The following is a 22,607-nucleotide window of genomic DNA, read 5'->3' on the forward strand; positions in this document are numbered from 1 at the left end:
AGATAGGGAACAAAGCCCCGGACCCCAATTATGAGAAAGATGATGGATCGGTGTCCCGCGCCGGGGGACTACGCCCCCGAAACCCCCGCTCAGGATAGGCAGGGATAGGGCAATCTCCTGCCTCAGGATATCTGTTCTGTCTTCCCCGGGCCAATCGCAAGCCAGCGCCCGAGGTTTTCCCAGGGACCCAACAAAACTAAAAAAAACAGGACGAGAGACCTGTGCCGTCAGGCATCCGGGCCTTCGTCCGCGTGGTTGTTCTCGTACCTCTTCATTTCGAGCATCTTCAGTTCTTTCCGCTTGATCTTCCCGGAGATCGTCTTCGGGAGATCGTCCACGAACTCGATGGCCCGCGGGTACTTGTACGGGGCGGTCGTCCTCTTCACATGCTTCTGGAGTTCCTTGACCAGCGCCTCCGAGGGCTTGTACCCGGCATTCAGCACCACGAAAGCCTTGACAAGGAGGCCGCGGATGAGGTCGGGTGAGCCGACGACCGCGCACTCCTGGACGGCCGGGTGCTCCATCAGGGCGGACTCCACTTCGAAGGGGCCGATCCTGTAGCCCGAACTCTTGATCACGTCGTCGTCGCGGCCCACAAACCAGAAGTAGCCGTCCTCGTCAAAGTAGGCGCGGTCGCCGGTGTAGTAGAAACCGTTCTGGAAGGACTCCGCGTTCGCCTCCTTGTTGTCGAGATACTCGACAATCAGGCCGGGCGGCCTCGGTTTGAGGGAGATGGCGATCCGGCCCTCCTCGAATGCTTCGCAGGGCTTGCCGTTCTCGTCATGGATCTCCACATGCCACCCGGGCGAGGGTTTGCCCATCGAACCGAGTTTGGGCTTCATGCACGGGAAGGTGGCGATCGCGCAGACAGTCTCGGTCTGGCCGTAGCCCTCCCTGATGGTGAGGCCCGTCCCCTCCTCCCAGATCCTGATCACTTCCGGGTTCAGGGGTTCGCCCGCGCTCGTGCAGTGGCGGAGTTCGCGGAGGTCGTACTTCTTGAGGTCTGCCAGGATCAGCATCCTGTAGATCGTCGGCGGGGCGCAGAAGGTGGTGATCTCGTACTTCTCCAGGAGAGGCAGGATCTCGGTCGCCGAGAACTTGCCGCGGATGTCGTAGACGAAGATGGCGGCACCGCAGATCCACTGCCCGAAGATCTTGCCCCAGCCGCACTTCGCCCACCCGGTGTCCGAGAGGGTGAGGTGCAGGTCGTGCTCGGTGAGGTCGTGCCAGTACTTCGCGGTGATGATGTGGCCGAGGGGATGGGCATTGTTGTGGAGCACCATCTTCGGCTCGCCGGTCGTGCCCGACGTGAAGTAGATGAGCATCGGGTCGGTGGCCCGTGTCTTCTTCGCAACCGGCATCGAGACCGTGCGGTGCGAAACCGGGGCCGGGTATATCAGTTCGTACGGGAAGTTCGCCCACCCTTCGAGTTCGCCGTCCACCAGGAAGCGGACCTGGAGAGAGGGACACTCCCTGCAAATCTCATCGATCTTCCAGGAATTTTCCAGATCGGTGATGACCATCTTGAAATTCCCGGCATTGATCCGATACTCGAGGTCCTTCGGCGTGAGGAGGGAGGGGCATGGACAGTATACGGCGCCGAGCTTGATCAGAGCAATGACAAAGATCCACCATTCGGGGATCCGCGGGAGGAGGATGAGTACACGGTCACCCTTGTTAATCCCGTATTTGAGAAGGATATTCGCCGCCTGGTTCGAGAGGTTCATCATGTCGCGATAGGTGAACTTCCTCTCGTTACCTTTCTGGTCAACCCAGATCATGGCCAGGCGGTTGCGGTCTTTTTTAGCCCATGCATCAATGACATCGTAGCCGAAATTGAAGAATTCCGGGACGTCGATTTTAAAATTCGCATAGGTTTCTTCGTAGTTCTCCATGTTATGCTCTGCCATGGGATCTGTCCGTATAGGTATGGTACGTCACAGATTTTTAATCTGTCCGGTACCTCTGCCCACCTGTCTGCCACCTCCGGAAACCATATGTCTCCCGGCCCCTGCCGACAGGTCAGGGAACGGTGGATCCGTGAGGTTCCGCGCAATGCATAAATAGAGGCGCTGGAAGATAGCGCGGTACGGGAGGGAGCGCCATGCCGTACAGGTGGGTAAGCAGGAAAGATGTTGATGAAGCGATCGTCGTCATCATGAACACGATGGAGGAAGAGGAAGTTTTCCCAGAATGGCTCAGGAGAACGATACAGGCGGCAATTGACGACTCCGATCCGGAGTACGTCAGGTACTTCTACGACGAGGTGAAGAGGTTCGCTCCTGTGTCCCTCAAACTCTTCGGGGAGACGCCGGTGGTGTGAGGGGCGCACGGCCGGGGCCGGATCACCCCTGCCCCGACCTCAGCCGTTATCGCCCTGCACGATGGAAATATCAGGGCTTGCTATTTTTTCCCCCGGACGAAGGGGGGTGCTCGACAAAATACCGTAGAAGCGTCTTTGTCATCTGCGTCCCGAGAGACGGCTTTGTCCCTTCGAGCCAGAGGAAGAACCCGGCCATATGCGGCGTGCGCCTGCTCTCGTACTTGAAACCGCCGTTTTTCGAGGGGACCATCTTGTAATATTCCTTCTTCTTTTTTGACCTGAAGTAGAGGATCGGCCGGCAGTCGGGAAGGTTGACCGCAAGGATCACCTTGGAGAAGTCCTTCATGATGGCCTCGAAGGTGAGCGCCTCTCCCTTCATCGTGACCTCGGTGCGCTGACAGAGCAGACGGATCGACGGGGGGTAGAGCGCACCGAAGACGATCTTTTTGACGATCGGTGGGATCTCGTCGGGTCCGGTCAGTGCTTCGAGAGGCATGCCCGCGGCCATCTGTTCAAGGAGCCGTTCTCTCCTCTCGTCATGGAGTTGACGGTAGTCGAAGGGTCTTTTCTGCCTGATGTCGGCGAGGTGGAGGAGTTTCGGGTGGGCGATCGGTTTTCTCGGCCGATAACGGATCTCACGCGGGTTGAGCACACTTTTGATCTCCTCGCAGGATGCGGTCGTGATCAGGACCGAGTCAGGTTCCTTCATCAACCTCTGGATGATGGAGTTCCGCGAGATGTCCACCGACGAAACCAGGATGAAGGGGACGATGGGCTGGCCGAAAAGATAGCCGATGAGCCGTTTTTTAAAGATGATCTCCTGTTCGAATTCCTTCAGGTCGGTGGGGGAGGTGACGATCTCGCCGAAGGCGACGGTGTTCTCCCGGTCGACAAGAAGGAAATCGACCTCGGCGAGATCCTGGCCGTTGCCCCTGACCTTGATGTCGCCATAGTTCGAGTAGAAAGTGCCGTTCTGGTCCTGTGAGATCTTCTGCCTGACATAGGGGGCATCGGCCCCTTTCCGCACGACGCCCTTGATCAGGTCGCAGTCGGAGGCCACCTCGATCATCATCTCGTAGATGAGCCCCTCGTACCACCGCCCTTCAGCGGTCCGCATCATGGATATGTCTTCAGAAAACAGGTTTTTTTTCTCAGATTTGCGGAGATGACGCGTTGCTTTGAGGGCAAGTGTCCGTGTCGGCTTGACCGTATTGAAATGTGTCCGCAGCCACTCGATCATCTCCAGCCCGTTATTCAATGCCATTGGATGTCCTGTCTTTCGTTGTTTTGATCGTTCGGAGAGTAAATACGTTATGAATGGTCAGCGAGTTTTTCTTTTTCAAGAACCATAACCCTGCGGGTAAGGCTCTTGTGGACCCTCTGTTCATGGAACTGCAGTACGGTGAAATATTGTCCGGCGATCGGCCTGATGTCGCGGTGGGTGATGACGACGGCCCTCTTCCCGTCCTTGAGTACCCGCCTGATCTCCGTAAGGGCTCCCTCGTAGAGTTTGTTGAGGGTTTCGGCTTTGATGCAGACAGACTGGCCGTACGGGAAGTCTGTCACGACGGCATCGACCGACGACGACCTGAGGGGGAGGGAGGTGGCGTCCGCAAGCATGAGTGCGGCGGCAGGGATGTTCAGGCGCGAGCCGCGGATCATGAGGGGGTCGAAGTCGCTCCCGATTGTCCGCACGCCGATCATCTCCCCTTCGAGGAGCATGCCGCCTGTGCCGCAGAAGGGGTCGCACATCACCTCGCCGGGAGAGAGGAGGGAGAGGTTCACCATCGTGCGCGCCATCCTGGGCATCATGACGCCGGGGTGGAAGAAGGGCCGGGTTGCCGGGCCCCTGCTCTCGTAGGTGCTCCGGAGCCCGTCCAGAATGACGCGGCCGAAGTAGCACCTGTCCCCCGAGATCACGGCCCTGTAGACCTCTTCGGGTGACCGCAGGGAGACCGGGCCCTTGATGTGGCTCCCGATGAGCCTTTCCAGGTCGAGCTGGGAGGGGTATTCTCCGGGGCTGGGGATGACCTTCACCCGCGCCGCAAAGGGGCGGTCGGTGGAGAGAGCGAGGTCGTCGAGGAGGGCCGCCAGTGCCGGGGCGGTGGGAGCGCACTCGCCGAGATATTCCATGACCGTATGGGTGAGGGCGAGGCGGGCCGTCGCCGCCGGGTCGGGGCACTCTGCCACCGCGATCTGGGGGTGCCTGTCGGTGATCCGGCCCACGCATTCCAGTTCGGCAAAGGGGAGGGTTGGATGCTCTCCGGAGAGTTCAAAGAGCAGTTTCATGACTACCCATTAATAGGGGATTCTCAGATATATAGGGGCGTGCGAGGGCATATGACCATATCACGAAAGCAAAGGCACACTATTCGGTCAAATCCGGCATCCACAGTGAATATGAACTTTTTTTCGGAGCACCATGGCATCTGAGGAGAGAGAACCGATCTGGGCCGGGACGCCTCCCTTCTTCCGCCCGGAGTTCGAAGAGGCCTTCCAGTTCATCATCAGGGATTACACTGTCCGCGAGCGTGAGGTCGCCATATTCCTCCCCTGTTCGGTCCACAAGCCGTACAGCACGAGCCCGAGCCACCGCCTCTTCGACCGCGTGATCGCCGACGCCATCTCCCCGGAGAGGGTTCACAGGGTGGTCTTCGGCACCTGCGGCGTGGTGCCGCGGGAACTCGAACGGATGTACCCCTATGCCTCGTACAGGTACATGCTCGGCCGCTCTCCCGACCCTGCGGTCCACCGGTCGTTCCTGCGGATCGAGACGGTCCGCGTTGCGGCGTACCTGGAGAAGACCCGCGGCACATACAGGCACAGGGTGGCCTACTGTCTCGGCGAGTTCAGGGAGGCGATGCGGGAGGCGTCGGCTCGCACCGGCGTGCCTGTCACTCTCGTGCCGTCCGACGAGACGATCGCACGGTGCAGGAATCCCGAGGCGAGATTCGCCGACGGCAGTCTGAGCACGCAGGAGTACCTGGACGAGTTCGCGGCGGTGCTCCGGGGGCTGTGAGGGGTCAGGCCCGGTCTCCCGCACACTGCCGCACATAGGCGAGGAGTTCCCGGTCCTCTTCCGATGCTATCCTGAAGGACGCGTATGCGATTCTGAGATTGTTCAGGTACTGCATCACCAGCCTGTCCCGGCCGCCGGGCCCGGCCATGACGCCGGCGAAGAAGAAACCGAGGTTTGCGAAGAGGGGGAAGGCCGAGAGGACGTGTGTGACCAGGCGTATCTCCTTCCCTGCCGTGCCCGGGCAGACTTCGTCCATGAACGTCTTCATCATCCGCAGGCCGACTCCCTTTGGGGATCTGCGGTGTTCCCTTCCCGGGTCATCACCTCCGGGTCGAAGGCCCCCATAGCCATGTGATATTATGGCCCCCTCCAGTCCGGGCCGTATCGCCACGATATACCTACCAGAGCCGACAATCCCGTCCTTTCATCTCTTCTTGCGTCCATTTCCGGAGTATGAAAGGCTTATATCCTGCGCGGGCGAAGGAAACCCTGACCGATACACGGATGCAGGCGATGAAGTCCGCCGTCAACCGCCCACCGGGCTGATGACCTCTGCATGGACGCAGTCGTATGACCGGACGTGAACTCAGGGAATCCTGCATTAAGTACATCGCCGACCGGCGCTGCCCGGACGGCGGCTATTGTTTCTACCGCCTGAACGAACCAAACGCCGCGGACACCTTCTTCGCGCTCGACACCCTCCGCATGCTCGGGGCGGCACCCGGCGACCGCCCGCTGGTTGCTCACCCGCCAGCAGGACGACGGGAGGTACCCGATCTTCGAGACCGGGTATTATGCTCTCCTCGCCCTCCGCATCCTCAGGGCCCCACCCATGCACGACCCCGCCCCCTGGATCAGGTCGGTCGTGCCCCCGGCGCCGAGAGCGGAGAGGCCGGTCGAGTCGGAGAGCGTGCTCCACCACCCGTACCTCTATGCACGCCTCTGCCTGAGCACCGGCACCGGCATCACTCCTGCTGTCAGGGCAGGCCTGCTCTCCGCGGTGCATGCCTCCCGCACGCCCGAAGGCAGGCACGCCACCCTCGTCGAGACCTCTCAGGCCCTCGCTATCCGTGCCGCTACAGGTACCCCTCCCGGCGACGACGGGGCGGCGGCGTTCCTCCGGAGGTGCACGCACCCGGAGTACGGCTACGTGAACGTGCCCGGCACCTCCCCGGCCTACCTGGAACACGTCGCCGCCGGTGTCGCCGCGGCGCGGCTTCTGGGTATCGCTCCCTCCCCCGCGGCCGGCCCCTTTGTCCTCCGGTGCCTGACGCCCTCGGGCGGGTTTGCCCGGTCGGTCTTCGGCGGCACGGCGACCCTGGAGACGACGTGGACGGCGGTCAGGACTCTTACACTCATCGACACCGGCCATGACTCCTGCGCTTCTTCGATGAAACAGACGAGTTTACAGTAACGCCCGCGGGGGATGCCGCACGACGGCGCATACCCCTATATCCGTGTAAAAGCATACAGGTATTCAGGCGATGACGTCCGCCATCAACCGCCCCCTTCGGGACTGATGACGTCTATTTTCCGCCGGACGGACGTGCGACGCCATGGAACACCATTACACCTCTACCTCTTCATGTAGCTGCAGGTCCATCCGGCAAAGGGCGAAGGGATTCGCCCGGGTTTTAACATGACCGATCCTCATGCGGGCTGAATCTCTCCGCCCGGAGGACCACGAGAGATGCAAGCATGGATCATTGTGGGCATCGGCGGATTTGTCGGTGCCGTACTCAGATATTTCACCAGCGGGTGGCTGCAGGGGAGCGTCAGCACTTTCCCCATCGGCACCCTCGGCGTCAATGTGATCGGGAGTTTTTTCATCGGGCTCATCATGTACCTCTTCGAATACGGAGGTTTGTTTGACGTGGAAACCCGGATATTCCTGACCCTCGGCGTGCTCGGAGCGTTTACGACCATGTCGACATTCAGTTATGAGTCGTTCCGGCTCCTGGAACAGCAGGCATTCGGGATCTTCGCCCTGAACGCCCTCGCAACCTTTACCCTGACACTTCTCGCTGTCTGGGCGGGAAAGGTCACTGCAGGCTGTATGGAGGCTGCACTATGAAACTGGGAAAAAATGCACAGGCGGTTCTTCTCCGGATATATATCGGGGAGTCCGACCGGTATGGGGGGAAACCCCTCTATCGTTATCTCGTCGAACTCTTCAGGAAGGAAGGGTTCTACGGGGCGACGGTCCTTCGCGGGATCACGGGCTTTGGCAAGACCAGCCGGATCCACACACACTCTATTCTCCGGCTCTCCGCAGACCTCCCGGTCATCGTGGAAGTCGTGGACTCGCGGGAGAAGATCGAGGAGATCAAACCCGTCCTGGAAGAGATCATCGTCGGCGGTCTGGTCACCGAGGAAGAGGTGACGGTCTGCTTCTACCGCGGTGATGACGAGGAAAAAGAGTGATCGTCGAGAAGATGACGGGCCGGCCTACTCCTCGGGGCCGCCCATCACCTTGTCGACGAAGTCCTTGAAGAAGCCCTTCTTCTCGGGGCCCTTCTTGTTCTCGATCTCAAGCAGTTTCTGGTAGAGTTCCTTCTCCTCGTCGGAGAGACTCTTCGGGACGACGATCTTCACTCGCACGAGGAGGTCGCCGGGCCGGCCGCGGTGGCGCACGCCCTCGCCGGGGATGCGCAGCGCGGTGCCGTGCTGGATGCCGGCCGGGATCTTCAGCTCGACAGTCCGGCCGTCGATCGTCTTCACCTCGACCTTTGAACCGACCGCCGCCATCGCCGGGGTGACCTTCACCGTGGTTTCGAGGTTTTCGCCGTTGCGGACAAAGTCCGGGTTCTCCTCGACGATGATCTCGACGTACAGGTCGCCGACCGGGGCGCCGTAGTCCCCGGCCTCGCCATAACCCTCCATCCGCAGGCGGAGCCCGCTGTAGGCGCCGGGCGGGATACGGACAGAAACCTTCCTCTTCACCCGGGCATGGCCGCTGCCCTTGCAGCGTTTGCAGGGTTCCTCCGGCATCTTCCCCCTGCCGCCGCAGTCGGGGCAGGCGCTCATCCGCACGAACTGCCCGAAGAGCGACTGGCTCACCTGCCTGATCTGGCCGCTGCCTCCGCACTTCGGACAGACCCGGAACTTCTTGTTCTTGCTCCCGCTCCCGTCGCACTCAGGACAGGACTCGGTGTGCATGACCTCGATCTCCCGGTCTGTCCCGAAGACCGCGTCTTTCAGGCTGATCGAGAGGCGGTACAGGAGGTCGGCGCCAGGCCGCGGGCCTCTCGGCCCGCCGCCACCACCAAAGAAGGTGTCGAAGATGTCTCCAAAGCCGCTGAAGTCAGCCTGGAACCCGCCGCCGTATCCGCCGCCACCGGTGTACGAACCCTTCGAGGCGTTCTTGAAAGCCTCGTGCCCGATATTGTCGTACTGGGCGCGTTTCTCCGGGTCCGAGAGCACCGAGTAGGCCTCGTTGATATCCTTAAACTTTTCTTCCGCGTCAGGCTCCTTGCAGACATCAGGGTGATATTTCCGTGCAAGGTTGCGGTATGCCTTCTTGATCTCCTGCTCGCCGGCGTCCCGGGCGACGCCGAGGACATCATAGTAGCTTCCCGCACTCATCTATGCTCACTCTTTCTTCTCGTCCTTGACATCGAAGTCGGCATCGACGACATTGTCGTCCTGCTTCTTCTGTGCACCCTCGGCACCGGCGGCCTTCTGGGCCTCCTGAGCCTTCTGCGCTTCCTGGTAGATCTTGGCGGTGACCGCGTACACGGCCTCGGTGAGTTCTTCCAGTTTCTTCTTGATATCCTCGGTGTCGTCACCTTCGAGGGCCGTCTTCAGGGCGGCGGAGGTCTCCTCGATCTTCTTCTTATCGTCCTCGCCGATCTTGTCGCCGGACTCCTTGAGGGTCTTTTCGGCGGTGTAGACCGCGGTGTCGGCGGTGTTCCGCACCTCGATCTCCTCGCGCTTCTTCTTGTCGTCTTCCTCGAAATTCTTGGAGTCGTTGACCATGCGGTTGATCTCTTCCTCGGAGATCCCCTTGCCGCCCTTGATGGTGATGGTCTGCTCCTTGCCTGTCCCGAGGTCCTTTGCCGAGACATGGACGATACCGTTGGCGTCGATGTCGAAGGTGACCTCGATCTGGGGAATGCCGCGGGGTGCGGGCGGGATGCCGGTGAGCTGGAACTTGCCGAGGGTGAAGTTGTCCTTGGCAAGGGCGCGCTCGCCCTGGATCACGTGGATCTCGACGCTCGTCTGGCCGTCCGCAGCCGTCGAGAAGATCTGGCTCTTCCGGGTCGGGATGGTGGTGTTCCGGTCGATCAGCTTCGTGTCGATGCCGCCGAGGGTCTCGATGCCGAGGGAGAGGGGAGTGACATCAAGGAGGAGCACGTCCTTTGCCTCGCCGGTGAGGACGCCGCCCTGGATCGCGGCGCCGACGGCCACGCACTCGTCAGGGTTGATGCCCTTGTCGGGTTCCTTGCCCAGAAGCTTCCTGACCGTCTCGACGACGAGGGGCACGCGAGTCGAACCGCCAACCAGGAGGACGTGGTCGATATCGGACGCGGTCAGCTTCGCGTCGGAGAGGGCCTGCTTCACCGGTTCGACGGTCTTCTCGACCAGGTCGCCGACAAGCTGCTCGAACTTCGCCCTGGTGAGGTCCATGTCCAGGAACTTCGGGCCGCTGGCGTCGGTGGTGATGTAGGGGAGGTTGATGCTCGTCTTCTGGACGGTCGAGAGCTCTTTCTTGGCGTTCTCGGCGGCGTCCCTGATCCTCTGCAGTGCCATCGGGTCCTTCGAAAGGTCGAGGCCTTCCTTTGCCCTGAACTCGGCGACGATCCAGTCCATGACACGCTGGTCGAAGTCGTCGCCGCCGAGGCGGTTGTTCCCGGCAGTCGCCTTCACTTCGAAGACGCCGTCGCCGAGCTGGAGAATGGAGACATCGAAGGTGCCGCCGCCGAGGTCGTAGACAAGGATGGTCGACTCCTCTTCCTTGTCGATGCCGTAGGCGAGGGCGCTTGCGGTCGGCTCGTTGATGATCCGCATGACGTCAAGCCCGGCGATCTTGCCGGCGTCCTTCGTCGCCTGTCTCTGGGCGTCGTTGAAGTAGGCCGGGACGGTGATGACGGCCTTCTCGATCTTCTCGCCGAGATATGCCTCGGCATCGAGCTTCATCTTCTGGAGGATCATCGCGGAGATCTCCTGCGGGGTGTACTTCCTGTCGTCGATGTCGACGGTCTCGCTCGTCCCCATCTTGCGCTTGATCGAGATGATCGTCCTCTTCGGGTTGGTGATCGCCTGTCTCTTCGCGACGCTGCCGACAAGCCGCTCGCCTTCCTTGCTGAACGCCACGATCGACGGCGTTGTCCTGCCGCCTTCTGCATTCGCGATCACGACAGGCTGACCGCCCTCCATGATGGCCATGCAGGAGTTCGTCGTGCCAAGGTCAATACCAAGAACCTTTTCTGTTGCCATAATATTCCTCTTATTCGTTGTTTCCTTTTGACACCGCGACTTTCGCATGCCTGATTATCCTGTCGTGCATGCGGTAGCCGGGGATGAATTCTTCGACAACTGTGCCTTCCGGGTGCTCCGACGGGATGCAGGCAACCGCTTCGTGCTCTTCAGGGTTGAATGCCGTATGAAGGCACGGAAGAGGTTTGATCCCGTGTTTTTCCAGGATCCCGGAGAACTGTTTCTGTATGCTTTCAAGGCCCTCGCGGAGGGAGGCATCGTCGGACTTCCGCGCCCGCTCGAAGTTGTCGACAACGTCGAGCAGTTCCGCGGCGAACTTTTCCAGGGCGTACTCCCGGATCTCCTCGTTCTGCCGGGCAGTACGCTTCCTGAAGTTGTCGAAATCCGCAGCAAGGCGGAGATACCGTTCGTTCAGGTCGTCACAGGATCTCTTGAGGTCGGCGTTCGCCGCCCTGAGATCGTCACAGGCCTTCCTGAGGGACTCGATATCTTTGCCCTCTCCCGGGGGGCCGGGCTGTTCCAGGGTCGGTTGCTTCTCCGGCGCCTGATTATCTCTATCCGCCTCCATGGAAATCCTCTGTATGCAATATCAATTGCAATGTAGTTCTATATATAATTTTGTATCGTAGATATGGAGAGGGACACAGATTGACACCAGATTATCATTTCAAGAAAAGATTCGTGGTTTTTAAGATTTCTGTCTCTTTTTCGAGACTGAGACCCCGCACCGCCCGGCAAGTTCGCACATCTTCGGGGGCGGGTTCTCCCACCGCCAGAGACCGAGATCGATATAGCGCCGGGAGAGGCCCTTCTTTTTCGCCCACGACACCAGGTACTCCTCCCAGTGGCCGGCGAGATCGGGGTGGATCTCCCGCGTCCGTGCGGCCTCGCTCTCGAGCATTGCCGGACAGAGATAGCACCCCACCCGCTCATAGCCCATCTCATAGAGGGGGTTGTACGGCACCTTACGCCACCAGAGGTAGAGGAAGACTTCGAGGGCCCGCCAGTTCCTGATGGGCGAGATATTCAGCTGCAGCGGGTTGAAGGGATTGACTATGACACCCGGCAGAGTGGAGCGGGAGAAGGACTCGTACCACCTGTTCCCCTGCACGGTGACACAGGGGCCTTTCCGGGAGAGGTACTCTTTCACGGGCTGGAGCTTGAGCCTCTCGCAACACCAGCGGTTGTCCTTTCTCGGGAGGCCATTCTTTTCCACCTCTTTCCAGAAATCGTTCCCGTGGATGATGACCGGGATCCCCGACTGCCTGACAAACTCCACGGTCTCAGGAAACTCCAGGCCCGTATCGACAGAGAAGACATCTTTGACCCCGGCCCGCCGCGCGAGTTCGAGGCAGACCGTGCTGTCCTTGCCGCCGGAGAAGGAGACGTTCGCCGCGGGCCGGTCGTCCATGTGCTGCCTGATGAACCTGACAGCCGTGCGTTCGAGGTCCTTGAGGAGGGGGACGTTCACGCGGACCGCCTCGCCCCACGAGGGGTCTGGCGGCGACTCGGGCTGGACCTTCCCGATCTGCCGCACCCTGACGCCCCCGTCGTGGAGCTGACCGACGCCGAGGAGGTCTTTCATCCTGACGACTACCGGGCCGTCGGAAAGGTTGGTCCTGACCATCACCTTCTTCCCGCCGAGACGGCGGTTGCCGAACCCCTGCTCTTCGGCCTCGGCGGTGATGTCCACGACCCCCCTCGTGATGAAGGGGGCGAGGAAGCGGAGAGCGTCCTGCGAGAGGTCCAGGGTATAGGCATGCCCTGCCGGGTCATAGGAGAGGCGCCCGAACTCGACGCCGTTTGCGATGACGACCTCGGTCCTGTCGACGCCGCTGCTCTTGTTGAAGAGGACCACCTGGGGGAGGCGGTCGGTGCCGTAGCGTTCGAGGAGGAGGGACCGCAACAGCTCGTGGTCGTGGGCAAGGGCCGGGCGGAGGTCATAGGGTTTCTGGATCGGGATCTCAACGCCGGCCGCGCCGCACCGGCAGGTCTTCCCGATCAGAGGAAGGTTACACTCCCTGCACCAGTACAGCGTCTTCTTGACGGCAGGTTCCCGCATAGAATAACGTGTACCGGGCAGGGGGATAAGAGATTGCATCCTGCCCTTGAAAGATATAAGAGATCTGAGGCCCATATCTTCAGTATGAAATGGGCACTTCTCTCTGTCTGGGACAAGGCCGGCATCGTGGACCTTGCGCAGACGCTTGTTGAGAACAAATACCGTATCATCAGTTCCGGGGGGACTGGAAAGGCCCTGAAAGAAGCAGGGATCGACTTTATCGAGGTCTCCGAGTACACGGGCTCGCCCGAGATCATGGACGGCAGGGTGAAGACCCTCCACCCGCGCATCCACGGCGGCCTCCTCGGCCGGCGCGACGTCGACGCCCAGGTGATGCAGGACCTCGACATCAACCCGATCGACATCGTCGTCGTGAACCTCTATCCCTTCGAGAAGATGTCGGGCGAGCACCTCGACCTCGACAAACTCATCGAGTTCATCGACATCGGCGGCCCCGCGATGATCAGGGCGGCGGCGAAGAACTTCAAGTTCGTCTCTGTCGTCGTCGACCCGGCCGACTACCCGAAGGTGAAGGAGGCCGTCGCGAAGGGCGGGTTCGATTACGAGGAGAGGCTTGCCCTTGCAAAGAAGGTCTTTGCACGGACGGCTGCCTACGACGCCGCGATCTCGAACTATCTCTCCGGCCTCGACGGCGGTTTCCCGGAGACCTACTCCTTCCAGTTCAGGAACGGCCGGTCTCTCCGGTACGGCGAGAACCCGCACCAGCAGGCGGCCGTCTACGGCGACCACGGCATCGCCGGCCAGGTGCCCCTGCAGGGGAAGGAGATGTCGTACAACAACTACCTCGACGTCGATGCGGCCGTCTCCCTGCTCCGTGAGTTCGACGAACCGACGTCGGTGATCGTCAAGCACAACAACCCCTGCGGCGTCGCCATCGGGAAGAACGGACTCGAGGCCTACCTCGCCGCCCGCGAGGTCGACCCTGTCTCCGCCTACGGTTCGATCGTCGCCCTCAACACCCCGGTGGACACGGCGATCGCGGCAGAACTCTGCGGCACTTTCGTCGAGGTGATCGTCGCCCCGTCGTACTCGCCCGAGGCCGTCGAGATGATGAAGAAGAAGCCGAACATGCGTGTCCTCGTGCTGCCCGAGAAGACGGCGGCCGACGAGGTCAGGAGCATCGACGGCGGCATCCTCGTCCAGCGGACTCCCGCACCGAAGGAGGAGTGGAAGGTCGTCTCAGAGCGCGAACCGACCGAGCAGGAGATTGCGGCGATGCGCTTTGCGATGAAGATCTGCAAGCACACGAAGAGCAACGCGATCATCTATGCCAACGACCATGCCGCCCTCGGCATCGGCGCCGGTCAGATGAACCGCGTCGACTCCGCGAAGATCGCCGTCGAGAAGGCGCGGTCTTCCCTGAAGGGCTCTGTCGTGGCGTCCGACGCCTTCCTGCCCTTCGCCGATACCATGGAGGTCGCGGCGGCGGCCGGCTCGACGGCCCTCGTGCAGCCGGGCGGATCGATCCGGGACGCGGAGGTCATCGAAGCGGCAAACAAGCTCAATGTCGCGATGGTCTTCACGGGCGTGCGCTATTTCAGGCACTGAATCATTCCCTTCTTTTTTTCTGCCCGACGACTTCGGTAATCTCGCCATCGATAGTAACACCAACACCGACCTTGTCCGGAAGGCGCTCTCTTCCAAACCTGCCGGGTATCAGGTGCGGGCATCGAAGAGTTTCCGAACGAAGTGCGGGTCGGATATCGGTACCTACGACACCTTCTGCCACCGGTGAGGCACCAGAATCAGATAATCGTCCGGTCCTGAGAGGGGGGACGATCTCTCTCCTGTCAATTTTTTTACAGTGGACGCATGACCCGGGGACGAAGCATCCGTCAGGCAGGGCGATGTCGCCGCGCAGGCGATGTCATCCAGTTACAGAACACGTCAGGCAGGGACGTGAAGATGGTACCTGTCCGGAATGCGGGATCGCAATAAAAACGGACGCGTTTTTCTCGCGCGAACAGCAGCACGAAGGTCGGGCAAGAGTATCTTCTCATCCTCAACGCGTTCCCACTTTTTTTCCTGCCGTCGCCACAGAGAGAACACGCCCTTCAGGTCCATTCACCCCCGGCCATAGTAATCATGCCCAAAAAATGGAATGCACATTATTGGACAGAGTGCCAGAAAAAGGCGCACCTGAAAGGGCACTGAACCCTGATCACACCATCAAGAAGAGGGGTACTATTATGCAGCAGGGGAAGGTTTTCCTTTTTGAAGGATCGAACCCATTCAACATATCCCATTTACGGAATCAATAAATACAAACACCTTAGAGTCTCGTATGCACACCCCCAAGGTGATTTGTTATGGATTACGGTTCTATGCTTGGAAGCTCCTTCGAGTATGCGAAGGAAGCGGTCTGGGGAAAATGGATGAAGTGGATCTTCCTCGTCATCTCCACCATCATCTTCCCCCTGATCGTGGGATACATCATGGAGATCTACCGGGGCAAGAGCCCGGCACCCGATTTCGAAGATTGGCTCAAACTCTTCATCGACGGGATCAAACTCTTGATCGTCCAGATCATCTACAGCATCCCCCTGATCATTGTCATGATGATCTTCTTCGGCGGTTCCTTCGCCCTCCTTGCAGGCGGCGGTTCTGACGCTGCGATCGCTGCGGCGGCCGGGACGATGATCCTCGGGACGCTCATCCTGATCGTGCTTGCCTTCATCATCGGCCTGATCGCCGCCTTCGGCGTCATCAGGTTCGCACGGACAGACAGTTTCGGCGAGGCCTTCAACATCTCGGCGATCCTGGCACACATAGGTGCGGTCGGCTGGGGCAGTTACATCATCGCCCTCATCGTCCTCTGGGTGGTGGCCGTGGTCTTTGGCGTGGTCATCACCATCCTCATGGCGATCCCGGTCATCGGCTGGATCATTATCTTCTTCATCGAACCGGTGGTCGCGATCTTCGTGGCCCGGTACATGACCCAGATCTATGAGAGTGCGGCGGCCCCCGCCTGAAACCCCCTTTTTCTCCCCCTTTTTTCTTTTCCGGTTCCGTTCTGAATTGAAACCTCGCATGATTCCCCGTACAGTTTACCGGGGGACTCTAGAACAGGGATTATCATGAAAATCACAGCGGTGATTTTCAAAGAACCGCCTGAAACTTCGTTTTATGAGCGATTGCCATGAAAATGATCCAGAAGATCGATTCTCCGGGTTTTCATGAGGCTTTGACTCTCATCGAGCACCCCATGATGGAGATGGAGAGGACAAAACCACCTTCAGAAAGGTCCGCCCTCTGCCTTCCCCGCCCTATCGCAATCCCGGGGGCCCAGGGAAACGACCAGAGGGAGCTTGAGAAGATCTTTGATCTTCGATAGCGCCCCTGGCGCGAGCGTGCGGGAAGGCACGTCGACCAGACAATCTCCTCAGAACAATTTTCATGCGATATGCTTGAGTCTCCCTCCGGGACTCATGCCTGATTCTACAAAACCAGGCCCCGAAGAAATACCCCTGACCCCGTCCCTGTGGCACCTGCATGTCAGAGCGTGAGGGGGTGGCCCCTCGGGAGACGGGCCGGGCCAGATACGCCCGGATCTGCCTCAGATCGGGGGATCACACCCGTCGTTCAGGGCCATATCGGGGAGATCCGGCGATCCGGGCATACCGGGGGCCGGGGGCAGAACAGGATAAAATTCGGCAGGACTCAACGCCCTCAGGCCACCGGTATGATTGCAGGTAATGTCTACCCTTCCCGACCTCCCCGGCTGCCGGGGAGGGGAAGGGAGCGGGGTTGGAAAATGTCCCGATCGGGCTCTGGAGATCATAAAAGCCAAAATATAAATATCGTCGTCATGCCATACTGGCCTATGGCAAGCACCATGAGTGATTGTTTTATTGGCCGCTAAATGCCGCTTTTTTGATACCACCCTACGGGACGGCGAACAGACGCCGGGCGTCTCGCTGAAACCGTCGCAGAAACTTTCGATCGCAACCATGCTCTCCGAGATCGGCATCGACACCGTCGAGGCCGGTTCAGCCGCCGCATCGGAGGGGGAGAGGGAGGCGATCAGGTTGATCGCGGATGCCGGACTCTCCGCCGAGGTCGCGACCTTTGTCAGGGCCCTGCAGGTGGACATCGACTATGCCGCGGAGTGCGGTGTCGACTGCGTCCACCTCGTCGTGCCGGCAAGCGACCTCCATATCAGGGCGAAGATGCGGAAGACCCGTGAGCAGGTCTGCACGATGGCATGGGACGCCGTGGAGTACGCAAAGGACCGGGGCCTTGTCGTCGAACTCTCCGGGGAGGACGCCTCCCGCGCCGACCCGGCCTTCCTCGCCCATCTCTTCAGGGGCGGGGTGGAGCGCGGCGCCGACCGCCTCTGCTTCTGCGACACCGTCGGGCTCATGACGCCCGAGAGGATCGCGGAGGTGGTCCCGGGCCTCCTCTTCGCGCCACTGAGCATCCACTGCCACGACGACCTCGGCTTCGCCCTCACAAACACCTTCGCCGCCCTGAAGGCCGGAGCATCGGCTGCGCATGTCACCGTGAACGGTCTTGGCGAACGCGCCGGGAACACACCCCTCGAAGAGGTCGTGATGGCCCTGGAGGTGCTGTACGGCACGAAGACCGGGATCAGGACAGAAGGGCTCTACCACCTCGCGACCGAGGTCTCGAAGATGACGGGCGTGCCCCTGCCGACGAACAAAGCGATCGTCGGCGAGATGGCCTTCACCCACGAGAGCGGGATCCACGCCCACGGCGTGCTCCGCGAGGCGAGCACCTACGAGCCGATCGGCCCGGAACGCGTCGGCCGGACACGGCGGATCCTCCTCGGCAAACACTCGGGGTCGGCCTCGGTCAGGGCCGCCCTCCAGGAACTCGGTTATGCCTGCGACGAGATGCAGCTCGCGGAGATCGTCGCCAGAGTTAAAAGCCTCGGAGACGAAGGTCGAAGGATCACCGATGCGGACCTGATGGCCATCGCCGACTCGGTGCTCAACCTCGTGCGCGAGCCGGTGATCCGGCTCAAGCAGGTGACGGTCGTGTCCGGGAGCAATGTCGTCCCCACCGCATCGGTCACGGTCACCGTCAACGGGGAAGAGGTGACCTGCGCCGCCACCGGCAACGGCCCGGTGGACGCCGCGGTCGAGGCCCTGCGCCGGTCCATCGCCGGCATCGGCGAGATCAGGCTCGAAGACTACCGGGTGGACGCGATCAGCGGAGGGACGGACGCCCTCGTCGATGTCACCGTCTGCCTGAGCAGGGACGGGCGCATGCTCACCTCGCGGGGGGCGCGGACCGACATCATCATGGGAAGCGTCGAGGCGATGGTCTCCGGGATGAACAGACTTCTCGAGGAGCAAAGATGAAGACAGGAGCAAAACTGCTGGTTGAAAGCCTGCAGCGCGAGGGGGCCGAGACGATCTTCGGCTACCCCGGCGGGGCAGTCCTGCCGATCTATGACGAACTCTATGACGCACCTATCAGGCACATCCTGGTACGCCACGAGCAGGCGGCGGCCCACGCGGCCGACGGCTATGCCCGTGCGTCGGGGCGCGTAGGGGTATGTCTTGCCACCTCGGGGCCGGGCGCCTGCAACCTTGTCACCGGCATCGCCACCGCCTACATGGACTCGGTGCCCCTTGTCGCCATCACCGGTCAGGTCCCGACCTTCATGCTCGGGAACGACGCCTTCCAGGAGTCTGACATCACCGGGATCACGATGCCGGTCACGAAGCACAGTTACCTCGTCAAGAGGGCGGCCGATATCGGCCAGGTGATGAAGGACGCCTTCTATATCGCGGGCACGGGACGGCAGGGCCCTGTCCTGGTCGACATCCCGAAGGACGTGATGACCGCCCAGATCGACATTGAGCCGCCGATCGGCCGGGCAAAACTGAGAGGCTACCAGCCGACCTATGAGGGCCACGCCCTCCAGATCGAGAAGGCGGTCGCCCTCATCGGCGAGGCCGAGAGGCCCCTCCTGTACGTGGGTGGGGGCGTGATCGCCTCCGGGGCGTCTGAGGATGTGAGGAGACTCGCCGAACTGATGCTCATCCCGGTGACGACGACCCTGATGGGGCTCGGCGCCGTCCCCTGCGACCACCCCCTCAACCTCGGCATGATAGGGATGCACGGGACAGAGGCGGCGAACTACGCGGTCACCGAGTGCGACCTGCTCATCGCCGTCGGCGTCCGCTTCGACGACCGGGTGACAGGGAAGATCGATGCCTTCGCTCCCAATGCCCGCATCATCCACATCGACATCGACCCGGCCGAGATCGGGAAGAATAAGCCGGTCGATATCCCGATCGTCGGGGACGCCGGAAAAGTGCTCCAGAGCATCATCAGGCGGCTGATCAAGAAGGAGGGGCGGGAGATGTGGCTCGCCCGCGTCGGCCACTGGAAGGAGAAACAGACGGTCAGGGACGGGGAGGACGGCCTCTCGCCGGCCTATATCATCGGGGAGATGAGCGACCTCCTCGGCGACCGCGGCATCGTCGTCTCTGAGGTGGGGCAGAACCAGATGTGGGCGGCCCAGCACTACTGCTTCAGGCGGCCTCGGACCTGGATCTCCTCCGGAGGACTCGGGACGATGGGCTACGGCTTCCCGGCGGCGATCGGGGCGCACTTCGCCAGGCCCGACGAGACGGTCGTCGACGTCGCGGGCGACGGGAGTTTCCAGATGAACATCCAGGAACTCGGCACCGTCGTCCAGTATAAGGTACCGGTGAAGGTGGTCGTCCTGAACAACATGTACCTCGGCATGGTGAGGCAGTGGCAGGAACTCTTCTACGACCGCCGGTACTCGTACACCGAACTCCCGGCCGTGGACTTCGTCGGCATCGCCCGCGCCTACGGCGTCGATGGCATCAGGGTCGAGGAGAAGGAGGAGGTCAAGCCGGCACTTGAGGCGGCCTTTACCACAGACGGCCCATTCGTGCTCGACTTCAGGATCGAGAGGGAGGCAAACGTCTTCCCGATGGTCCCGGCCGGGGCGGCGATCAACGAGATGATTGGGAGGAGGCAGAGATGAAGTTCCACACCCTCCACGTCCTCGTCGAGAACAGGGCGGGCGTCCTCTCCCGGATCGCCGGACTCTTCTCCAGGCGGGGATTCAACATCGAGAGCCTGGCCGTCGGGACCTGCGAGGAGGCCGGGATGAGCAGGATGACCATCGTCGTCCTCGGGGACGACGCCCAGATCGAGCAGGTCAAGAAGCAGTTGAACAAGCTCATCGACGTGATCAAGGTCTCCGACATCACCGAGCAGAGCACGGTCGCCCGCGAACTCGCCCTGATCAAGGTGGCGGCCGAGCCCGGCGAGACCAGGGCCGAGGTGATGCAGATCGCAAGCATCTTCAGGGCCCAGATCATCGACGTCGGGGCGAAGACGGTCATCCTCGAGGTCACCGGCGACTCGGAGAAGATCGACGCCCTCGAAACCCTCCTCCGTCAGTACGGGATCAAGGAGTTCGTGCGGACCGGGAAGATCGCCCTCCTGCGGGGGCAGAAGGCGATCAAGAGCACGAAGTAGGGATTGCCACCCGGAGGAAAGAGCTGACCCCCTCCCTTCCCCACAATCGAGACCGGGGGCTCCTCGAAGACCTTTGGTCTTCTCGAACTCGCTATCGCTCGTTGCCCCTGGACAGCGAAAATCAAAGATTTTCTCGACTTCCTCCAGTCGTCCCCCAACTCGGGACAGGATGGGGGACGAAAGAACACGAGATTCAGAGAAGAGAGATTCCCATCTCCTCTCTATCCTGAGCGGGGACGACCGAAGGGAGTTGAGAAGACCATCAGGTCTTCGCTGGTAGCCCCCCAGCACAGGCACACCAGAACAGGAATTCTGTAGACCAAAAATTAAAGATTTTCTCGACTCCTTCCTGTCGTTCCCCCTAGAGTTGAAGATATTCGACACCCCTCATCACGACAAAACCTTCACTCCTCTCAACCCCTATACCGGGCATCCCCCGGATCGAACCGACATCCCCCGCGGATCTCCCCTCTCTCCCTCCTCCTGCGTGTACCCCCCCATCCCACGCGAATAAGGTCTGATTTCCCGTATCACGGACAGCACCCCCGCCAGGCACCGATTGTGTTATATGTTAGCATGCCACACGTTAGCACAGCATATGATCGGACTTCCTTTTGAGACTCTGGCACTCGTCGGAACAGCATTCATCTCAGTCACCGCCCTCCTCCTGGTCTGGGCCTTCCTCTTCAAAGAGGTCGAGGCATGATAGAACCGATTACCGGAGGTATCATCGGGCTCTACTTCGTCGTCCTCCTGGCCATCGGAGCATGGGCATCGAAGAAGATCCACAACACCGAGGACTACATCGTCGCCGGCAGGTCGCTCGGCTTCTGGGTCTTCACCATCCTGATGATCTCCTCGATCTGCTCGGGCATGACCCTCCTCGGCGTCAGCGGCCTTGGTTTCACCACAGGGTGGCCGTCGATCTGGGAGCAACTCTTCGTCCCTCTTGCGGCGTCCTTCTGTATCATCGTCTTCGGGGTCAAACTCCACAGGATCGGGAAGCAGAACGGTTACCTGACGGTCGAGGACTACTTCGCCCACCGTTTCGAGAGCCCGCAGGCGATGCGGGGTCTCTCGGCCCTTGCCGGCATTATCGTCTCCCTCATCTACCTTGTCGGCCAGTACACCGCTATCTCGATCGTCCTAGTCTGGCTCTTCGGCCTGCCCCACTGGGAAGCGCTGATCATCTCCGGCGTGATCATCACGGCCTACACTGTCGTCGGCGGGCTGTACGCCGTCTCCTGGACGACGGTCATTCAGGGCGGCCTTCTGATCGTCGGCGTGATCGCCATCGCTCCTGTCCTGATCATGAAGGCCGGCGGGATGGCGCACATCAATGAGGTGATGGCAGGAGTCGACCCGAACCTGGTCCAGCCGTACCTCACCGAGGGCATGGCCTTCACACCGGAGTTCCTCTTCTCCTTCGGGCTGATGCTCGTCGTGGGCCTCGCCTGCGCCCCGCATGTGATCAACAATGTCCTCGCCGCGAAGGAGGAGAGGTACTTCAAGTGGTCGCCCCTGATCGCCTTTGCCGTCTACGCGGTGGTCATGCTCCTCGTCAAGTTCGCCGGCTTTGCCGGGCGCGTCCTCGTCGAGGAGGGGCAGATCGCCCTGCCGGCCGTCCCGAACGCCCAGGACTACATCTTCATATCAGGGCTCGAATATGCCATGCCCAACATCTGGGTCTGGTCGTTCTTCGCCGTCATCGTGCTCGCGGCCGTGATGTCGACGACCGACCGACTGATGCTCACCGTGGGCACGATGTTTGCCTGGGACATCTGGAAGAACCTCTTCAGGCCGTCGGCGACCGACAGGGAGACCCTCCTCGTCTCCCGGGTTGCGGTCGTGGTGGCGGCCGGCGGGACACTCCTCCTCGCGGTCAATCCCCCGGAGATGCTCGCCTGGCTGATGTGGTCGGGCATCGGGATCATGCTCTCCACTTTCGCGGTGCCTCTCCTTGCCGGTCTGTACTGGCGGGGCGCGACACGTGAAGGCGCCCTCGCCTCGATGGCGGCAGGTCTCGTCTCGGGCGGTGTGCTCGGCTACTGGTACTATGTGGTCGACAAACTCCCTGTCCACTTCAGCCTCTACGCCGTCGTCATCTCGGCGGTCGCGATGGTCGCGGTCAGCCTCATGACCCGGAAGACCGATGCGAAGGTGCTGGACACCACCCTCACCGGCGGCTTCATCCAGCCCAGATAATACTAATACTCTTTTTTCAGCTCCGGGGAACCGCTTGCCAGACG

General features: G+C 61.0%; 20 protein-coding genes and 2 riboswitches. Of the genes, 12 read left to right on the top strand and 8 right to left on the bottom strand.

Going from position 1 to position 22,607, the window contains the following annotated elements; genetic code table 11:
• Positions 1–227 precede the first annotated feature (227 nt).
• Positions 228–1,910 carry an AMP-binding protein gene (locus BP869_RS02120; RefSeq protein ID WP_342676440.1) on the bottom strand — a complete coding sequence of 561 codons (1,683 nt, stop codon included), beginning with the start codon at positions 1,908–1,910 and terminating at the stop codon, positions 228–230.
• A 194-nt stretch (positions 1,911–2,104) separates the two neighbouring features.
• Between BP869_RS02120 and BP869_RS02125 the strand changes: the two genes are divergently transcribed.
• Positions 2,105–2,323 carry a hypothetical protein gene (locus BP869_RS02125; protein ID WP_342676442.1) on the top strand — a complete coding sequence of 73 codons (219 nt, stop codon included), beginning with the start codon at positions 2,105–2,107 and terminating at the stop codon, positions 2,321–2,323.
• Positions 2,324–2,393: 70 nt separating this feature from the next.
• Here BP869_RS02125 and BP869_RS02130 read toward each other — a convergent pair whose 3' ends face one another.
• Together BP869_RS02130 and BP869_RS02135 are read right to left on the bottom strand one after the other, a co-directional pair.
• Complete coding sequence (locus BP869_RS02130) at positions 2,394–3,443, bottom strand: hypothetical protein (RefSeq protein ID WP_342676444.1); 1,050 nt, start codon at positions 3,441–3,443, stop codon at positions 2,394–2,396.
• Between the two features lie 191 nt (positions 3,444–3,634).
• The gene (locus BP869_RS02135) at positions 3,635–4,612 is read right to left on the bottom strand and encodes a methyltransferase domain-containing protein (RefSeq protein WP_342676446.1); all 978 of its coding nucleotides are present in this window, start codon (positions 4,610–4,612) and stop codon (positions 3,635–3,637) included.
• 133 nt (positions 4,613–4,745) lie between these two features.
• Between BP869_RS02135 and BP869_RS02140 the strand changes: the two genes are divergently transcribed.
• Positions 4,746–5,342, top strand: a complete 597-nt coding sequence (locus BP869_RS02140) for a DUF5591 domain-containing protein (RefSeq protein WP_342676448.1) — start codon at positions 4,746–4,748, stop codon at positions 5,340–5,342.
• 4 nt (positions 5,343–5,346) lie between these two features.
• On the opposite strand, the gene BP869_RS02145 is transcribed toward BP869_RS02140, so the two are convergent.
• Positions 5,347–5,598, bottom strand: coding sequence for a hypothetical protein (locus tag BP869_RS02145; protein WP_342676449.1), 252 nt, complete (start codon positions 5,596–5,598; stop codon positions 5,347–5,349).
• Between the two features lie 244 nt (positions 5,599–5,842).
• Positions 5,843–5,904: riboswitch (Fluoride riboswitch) on the top strand.
• Positions 5,905–6,081: 177 nt separating this feature from the next.
• Here BP869_RS02145 and BP869_RS02150 point away from each other — a divergent pair.
• The 3 genes from BP869_RS02150 to BP869_RS02160 all read left to right on the top strand — a co-directional run bounded on the left by BP869_RS02150 (position 6,082) and on the right by BP869_RS02160 (position 7,766).
• On the top strand, positions 6,082–6,756 hold the full coding sequence (locus BP869_RS02150; RefSeq protein WP_342676452.1) for a hypothetical protein: 675 nt from the start codon (positions 6,082–6,084) through the stop codon (positions 6,754–6,756).
• 57 nt (positions 6,757–6,813) lie between these two features.
• A riboswitch (Fluoride riboswitch) is annotated at positions 6,814–6,878 on the top strand.
• 154 nt (positions 6,879–7,032) lie between these two features.
• A complete protein-coding gene (gene crcB / locus BP869_RS02155; RefSeq protein ID WP_342676454.1) occupies positions 7,033–7,416 on the top strand; it encodes a fluoride efflux transporter CrcB in 384 nt (127 codons plus the stop codon).
• The gene (locus BP869_RS02160) at positions 7,413–7,766 is read left to right on the top strand and encodes a DUF190 domain-containing protein (RefSeq protein WP_342676456.1); all 354 of its coding nucleotides are present in this window, start codon (positions 7,413–7,415) and stop codon (positions 7,764–7,766) included. Before crcB ends, BP869_RS02160 begins: the two co-directional genes overlap by 4 nt.
• A 24-nt stretch (positions 7,767–7,790) precedes the next feature.
• On the opposite strand, the gene dnaJ is transcribed toward BP869_RS02160, so the two are convergent.
• The 4 genes from dnaJ to BP869_RS02180 all read right to left on the bottom strand — a co-directional run bounded on the left by dnaJ (position 7,791) and on the right by BP869_RS02180 (position 12,843).
• Positions 7,791–8,927: a molecular chaperone DnaJ gene (gene dnaJ / locus BP869_RS02165; RefSeq protein ID WP_342676458.1), complete on the bottom strand. Its 1,137-nt coding sequence runs from the start codon at positions 8,925–8,927 to the stop codon at positions 7,791–7,793.
• Between the two features lie 6 nt (positions 8,928–8,933).
• A complete protein-coding gene (dnaK, locus tag BP869_RS02170; protein WP_342676460.1) occupies positions 8,934–10,781 on the bottom strand; it encodes a molecular chaperone DnaK in 1,848 nt (615 codons plus the stop codon).
• Positions 10,782–10,791: 10 nt separating this feature from the next.
• Positions 10,792–11,349 (bottom strand): nucleotide exchange factor GrpE, encoded by a 558-nt coding sequence (locus BP869_RS02175; RefSeq protein WP_342676462.1) that lies wholly within the window; start codon positions 11,347–11,349, stop codon positions 10,792–10,794.
• 120 nt (positions 11,350–11,469) lie between these two features.
• Positions 11,470–12,843: a phosphoadenosine phosphosulfate reductase family protein gene (locus BP869_RS02180; RefSeq protein ID WP_342676464.1), complete on the bottom strand. Its 1,374-nt coding sequence runs from the start codon at positions 12,841–12,843 to the stop codon at positions 11,470–11,472.
• An 84-nt stretch (positions 12,844–12,927) separates the two neighbouring features.
• On the opposite strand from BP869_RS02180, the gene purH reads away from it, so the two are divergent.
• From purH to BP869_RS02215, 7 genes are all read left to right on the top strand, one after another.
• The gene (gene purH / locus BP869_RS02185; protein ID WP_342676465.1) at positions 12,928–14,412 is read left to right on the top strand and encodes a bifunctional phosphoribosylaminoimidazolecarboxamide formyltransferase/IMP cyclohydrolase; all 1,485 of its coding nucleotides are present in this window, start codon (positions 12,928–12,930) and stop codon (positions 14,410–14,412) included.
• A gap of 761 nt (positions 14,413–15,173) precedes the next feature.
• Positions 15,174–15,836, top strand: a complete 663-nt coding sequence (locus BP869_RS02190; protein ID WP_342676467.1) for a DUF4013 domain-containing protein — start codon at positions 15,174–15,176, stop codon at positions 15,834–15,836.
• Positions 15,837–16,003: 167 nt separating this feature from the next.
• Complete coding sequence (locus BP869_RS02195) at positions 16,004–16,198, top strand: hypothetical protein (RefSeq protein WP_342676469.1); 195 nt, start codon at positions 16,004–16,006, stop codon at positions 16,196–16,198.
• 517 nt (positions 16,199–16,715) lie between these two features.
• A complete protein-coding gene (locus BP869_RS02200; RefSeq protein WP_394339007.1) occupies positions 16,716–18,191 on the top strand; it encodes a 2-isopropylmalate synthase in 1,476 nt (491 codons plus the stop codon).
• A complete protein-coding gene (gene ilvB, locus BP869_RS02205) occupies positions 18,188–19,858 on the top strand; it encodes a biosynthetic-type acetolactate synthase large subunit (protein WP_342676473.1) in 1,671 nt (556 codons plus the stop codon). Before BP869_RS02200 ends, ilvB begins: the two co-directional genes overlap by 4 nt.
• On the top strand, positions 19,855–20,358 hold the full coding sequence (gene ilvN, locus BP869_RS02210; protein ID WP_342676475.1) for an acetolactate synthase small subunit: 504 nt from the start codon (positions 19,855–19,857) through the stop codon (positions 20,356–20,358). The genes ilvB and ilvN overlap by 4 nt, the downstream gene beginning before the upstream one ends.
• 702 nt (positions 20,359–21,060) lie before the next feature.
• Complete coding sequence (locus BP869_RS02215) at positions 21,061–22,563, top strand: sodium:solute symporter family protein (RefSeq protein WP_342676477.1); 1,503 nt, start codon at positions 21,061–21,063, stop codon at positions 22,561–22,563.
• Positions 22,564–22,607 lie beyond the last annotated feature (44 nt).

Origin of the sequence: Methanofollis sp. UBA420 (assembly GCF_002498315.1) — an archaeon.
In the GTDB taxonomy this organism is placed as follows: domain Archaea; phylum Halobacteriota; class Methanomicrobia; order Methanomicrobiales; family Methanofollaceae; genus Methanofollis.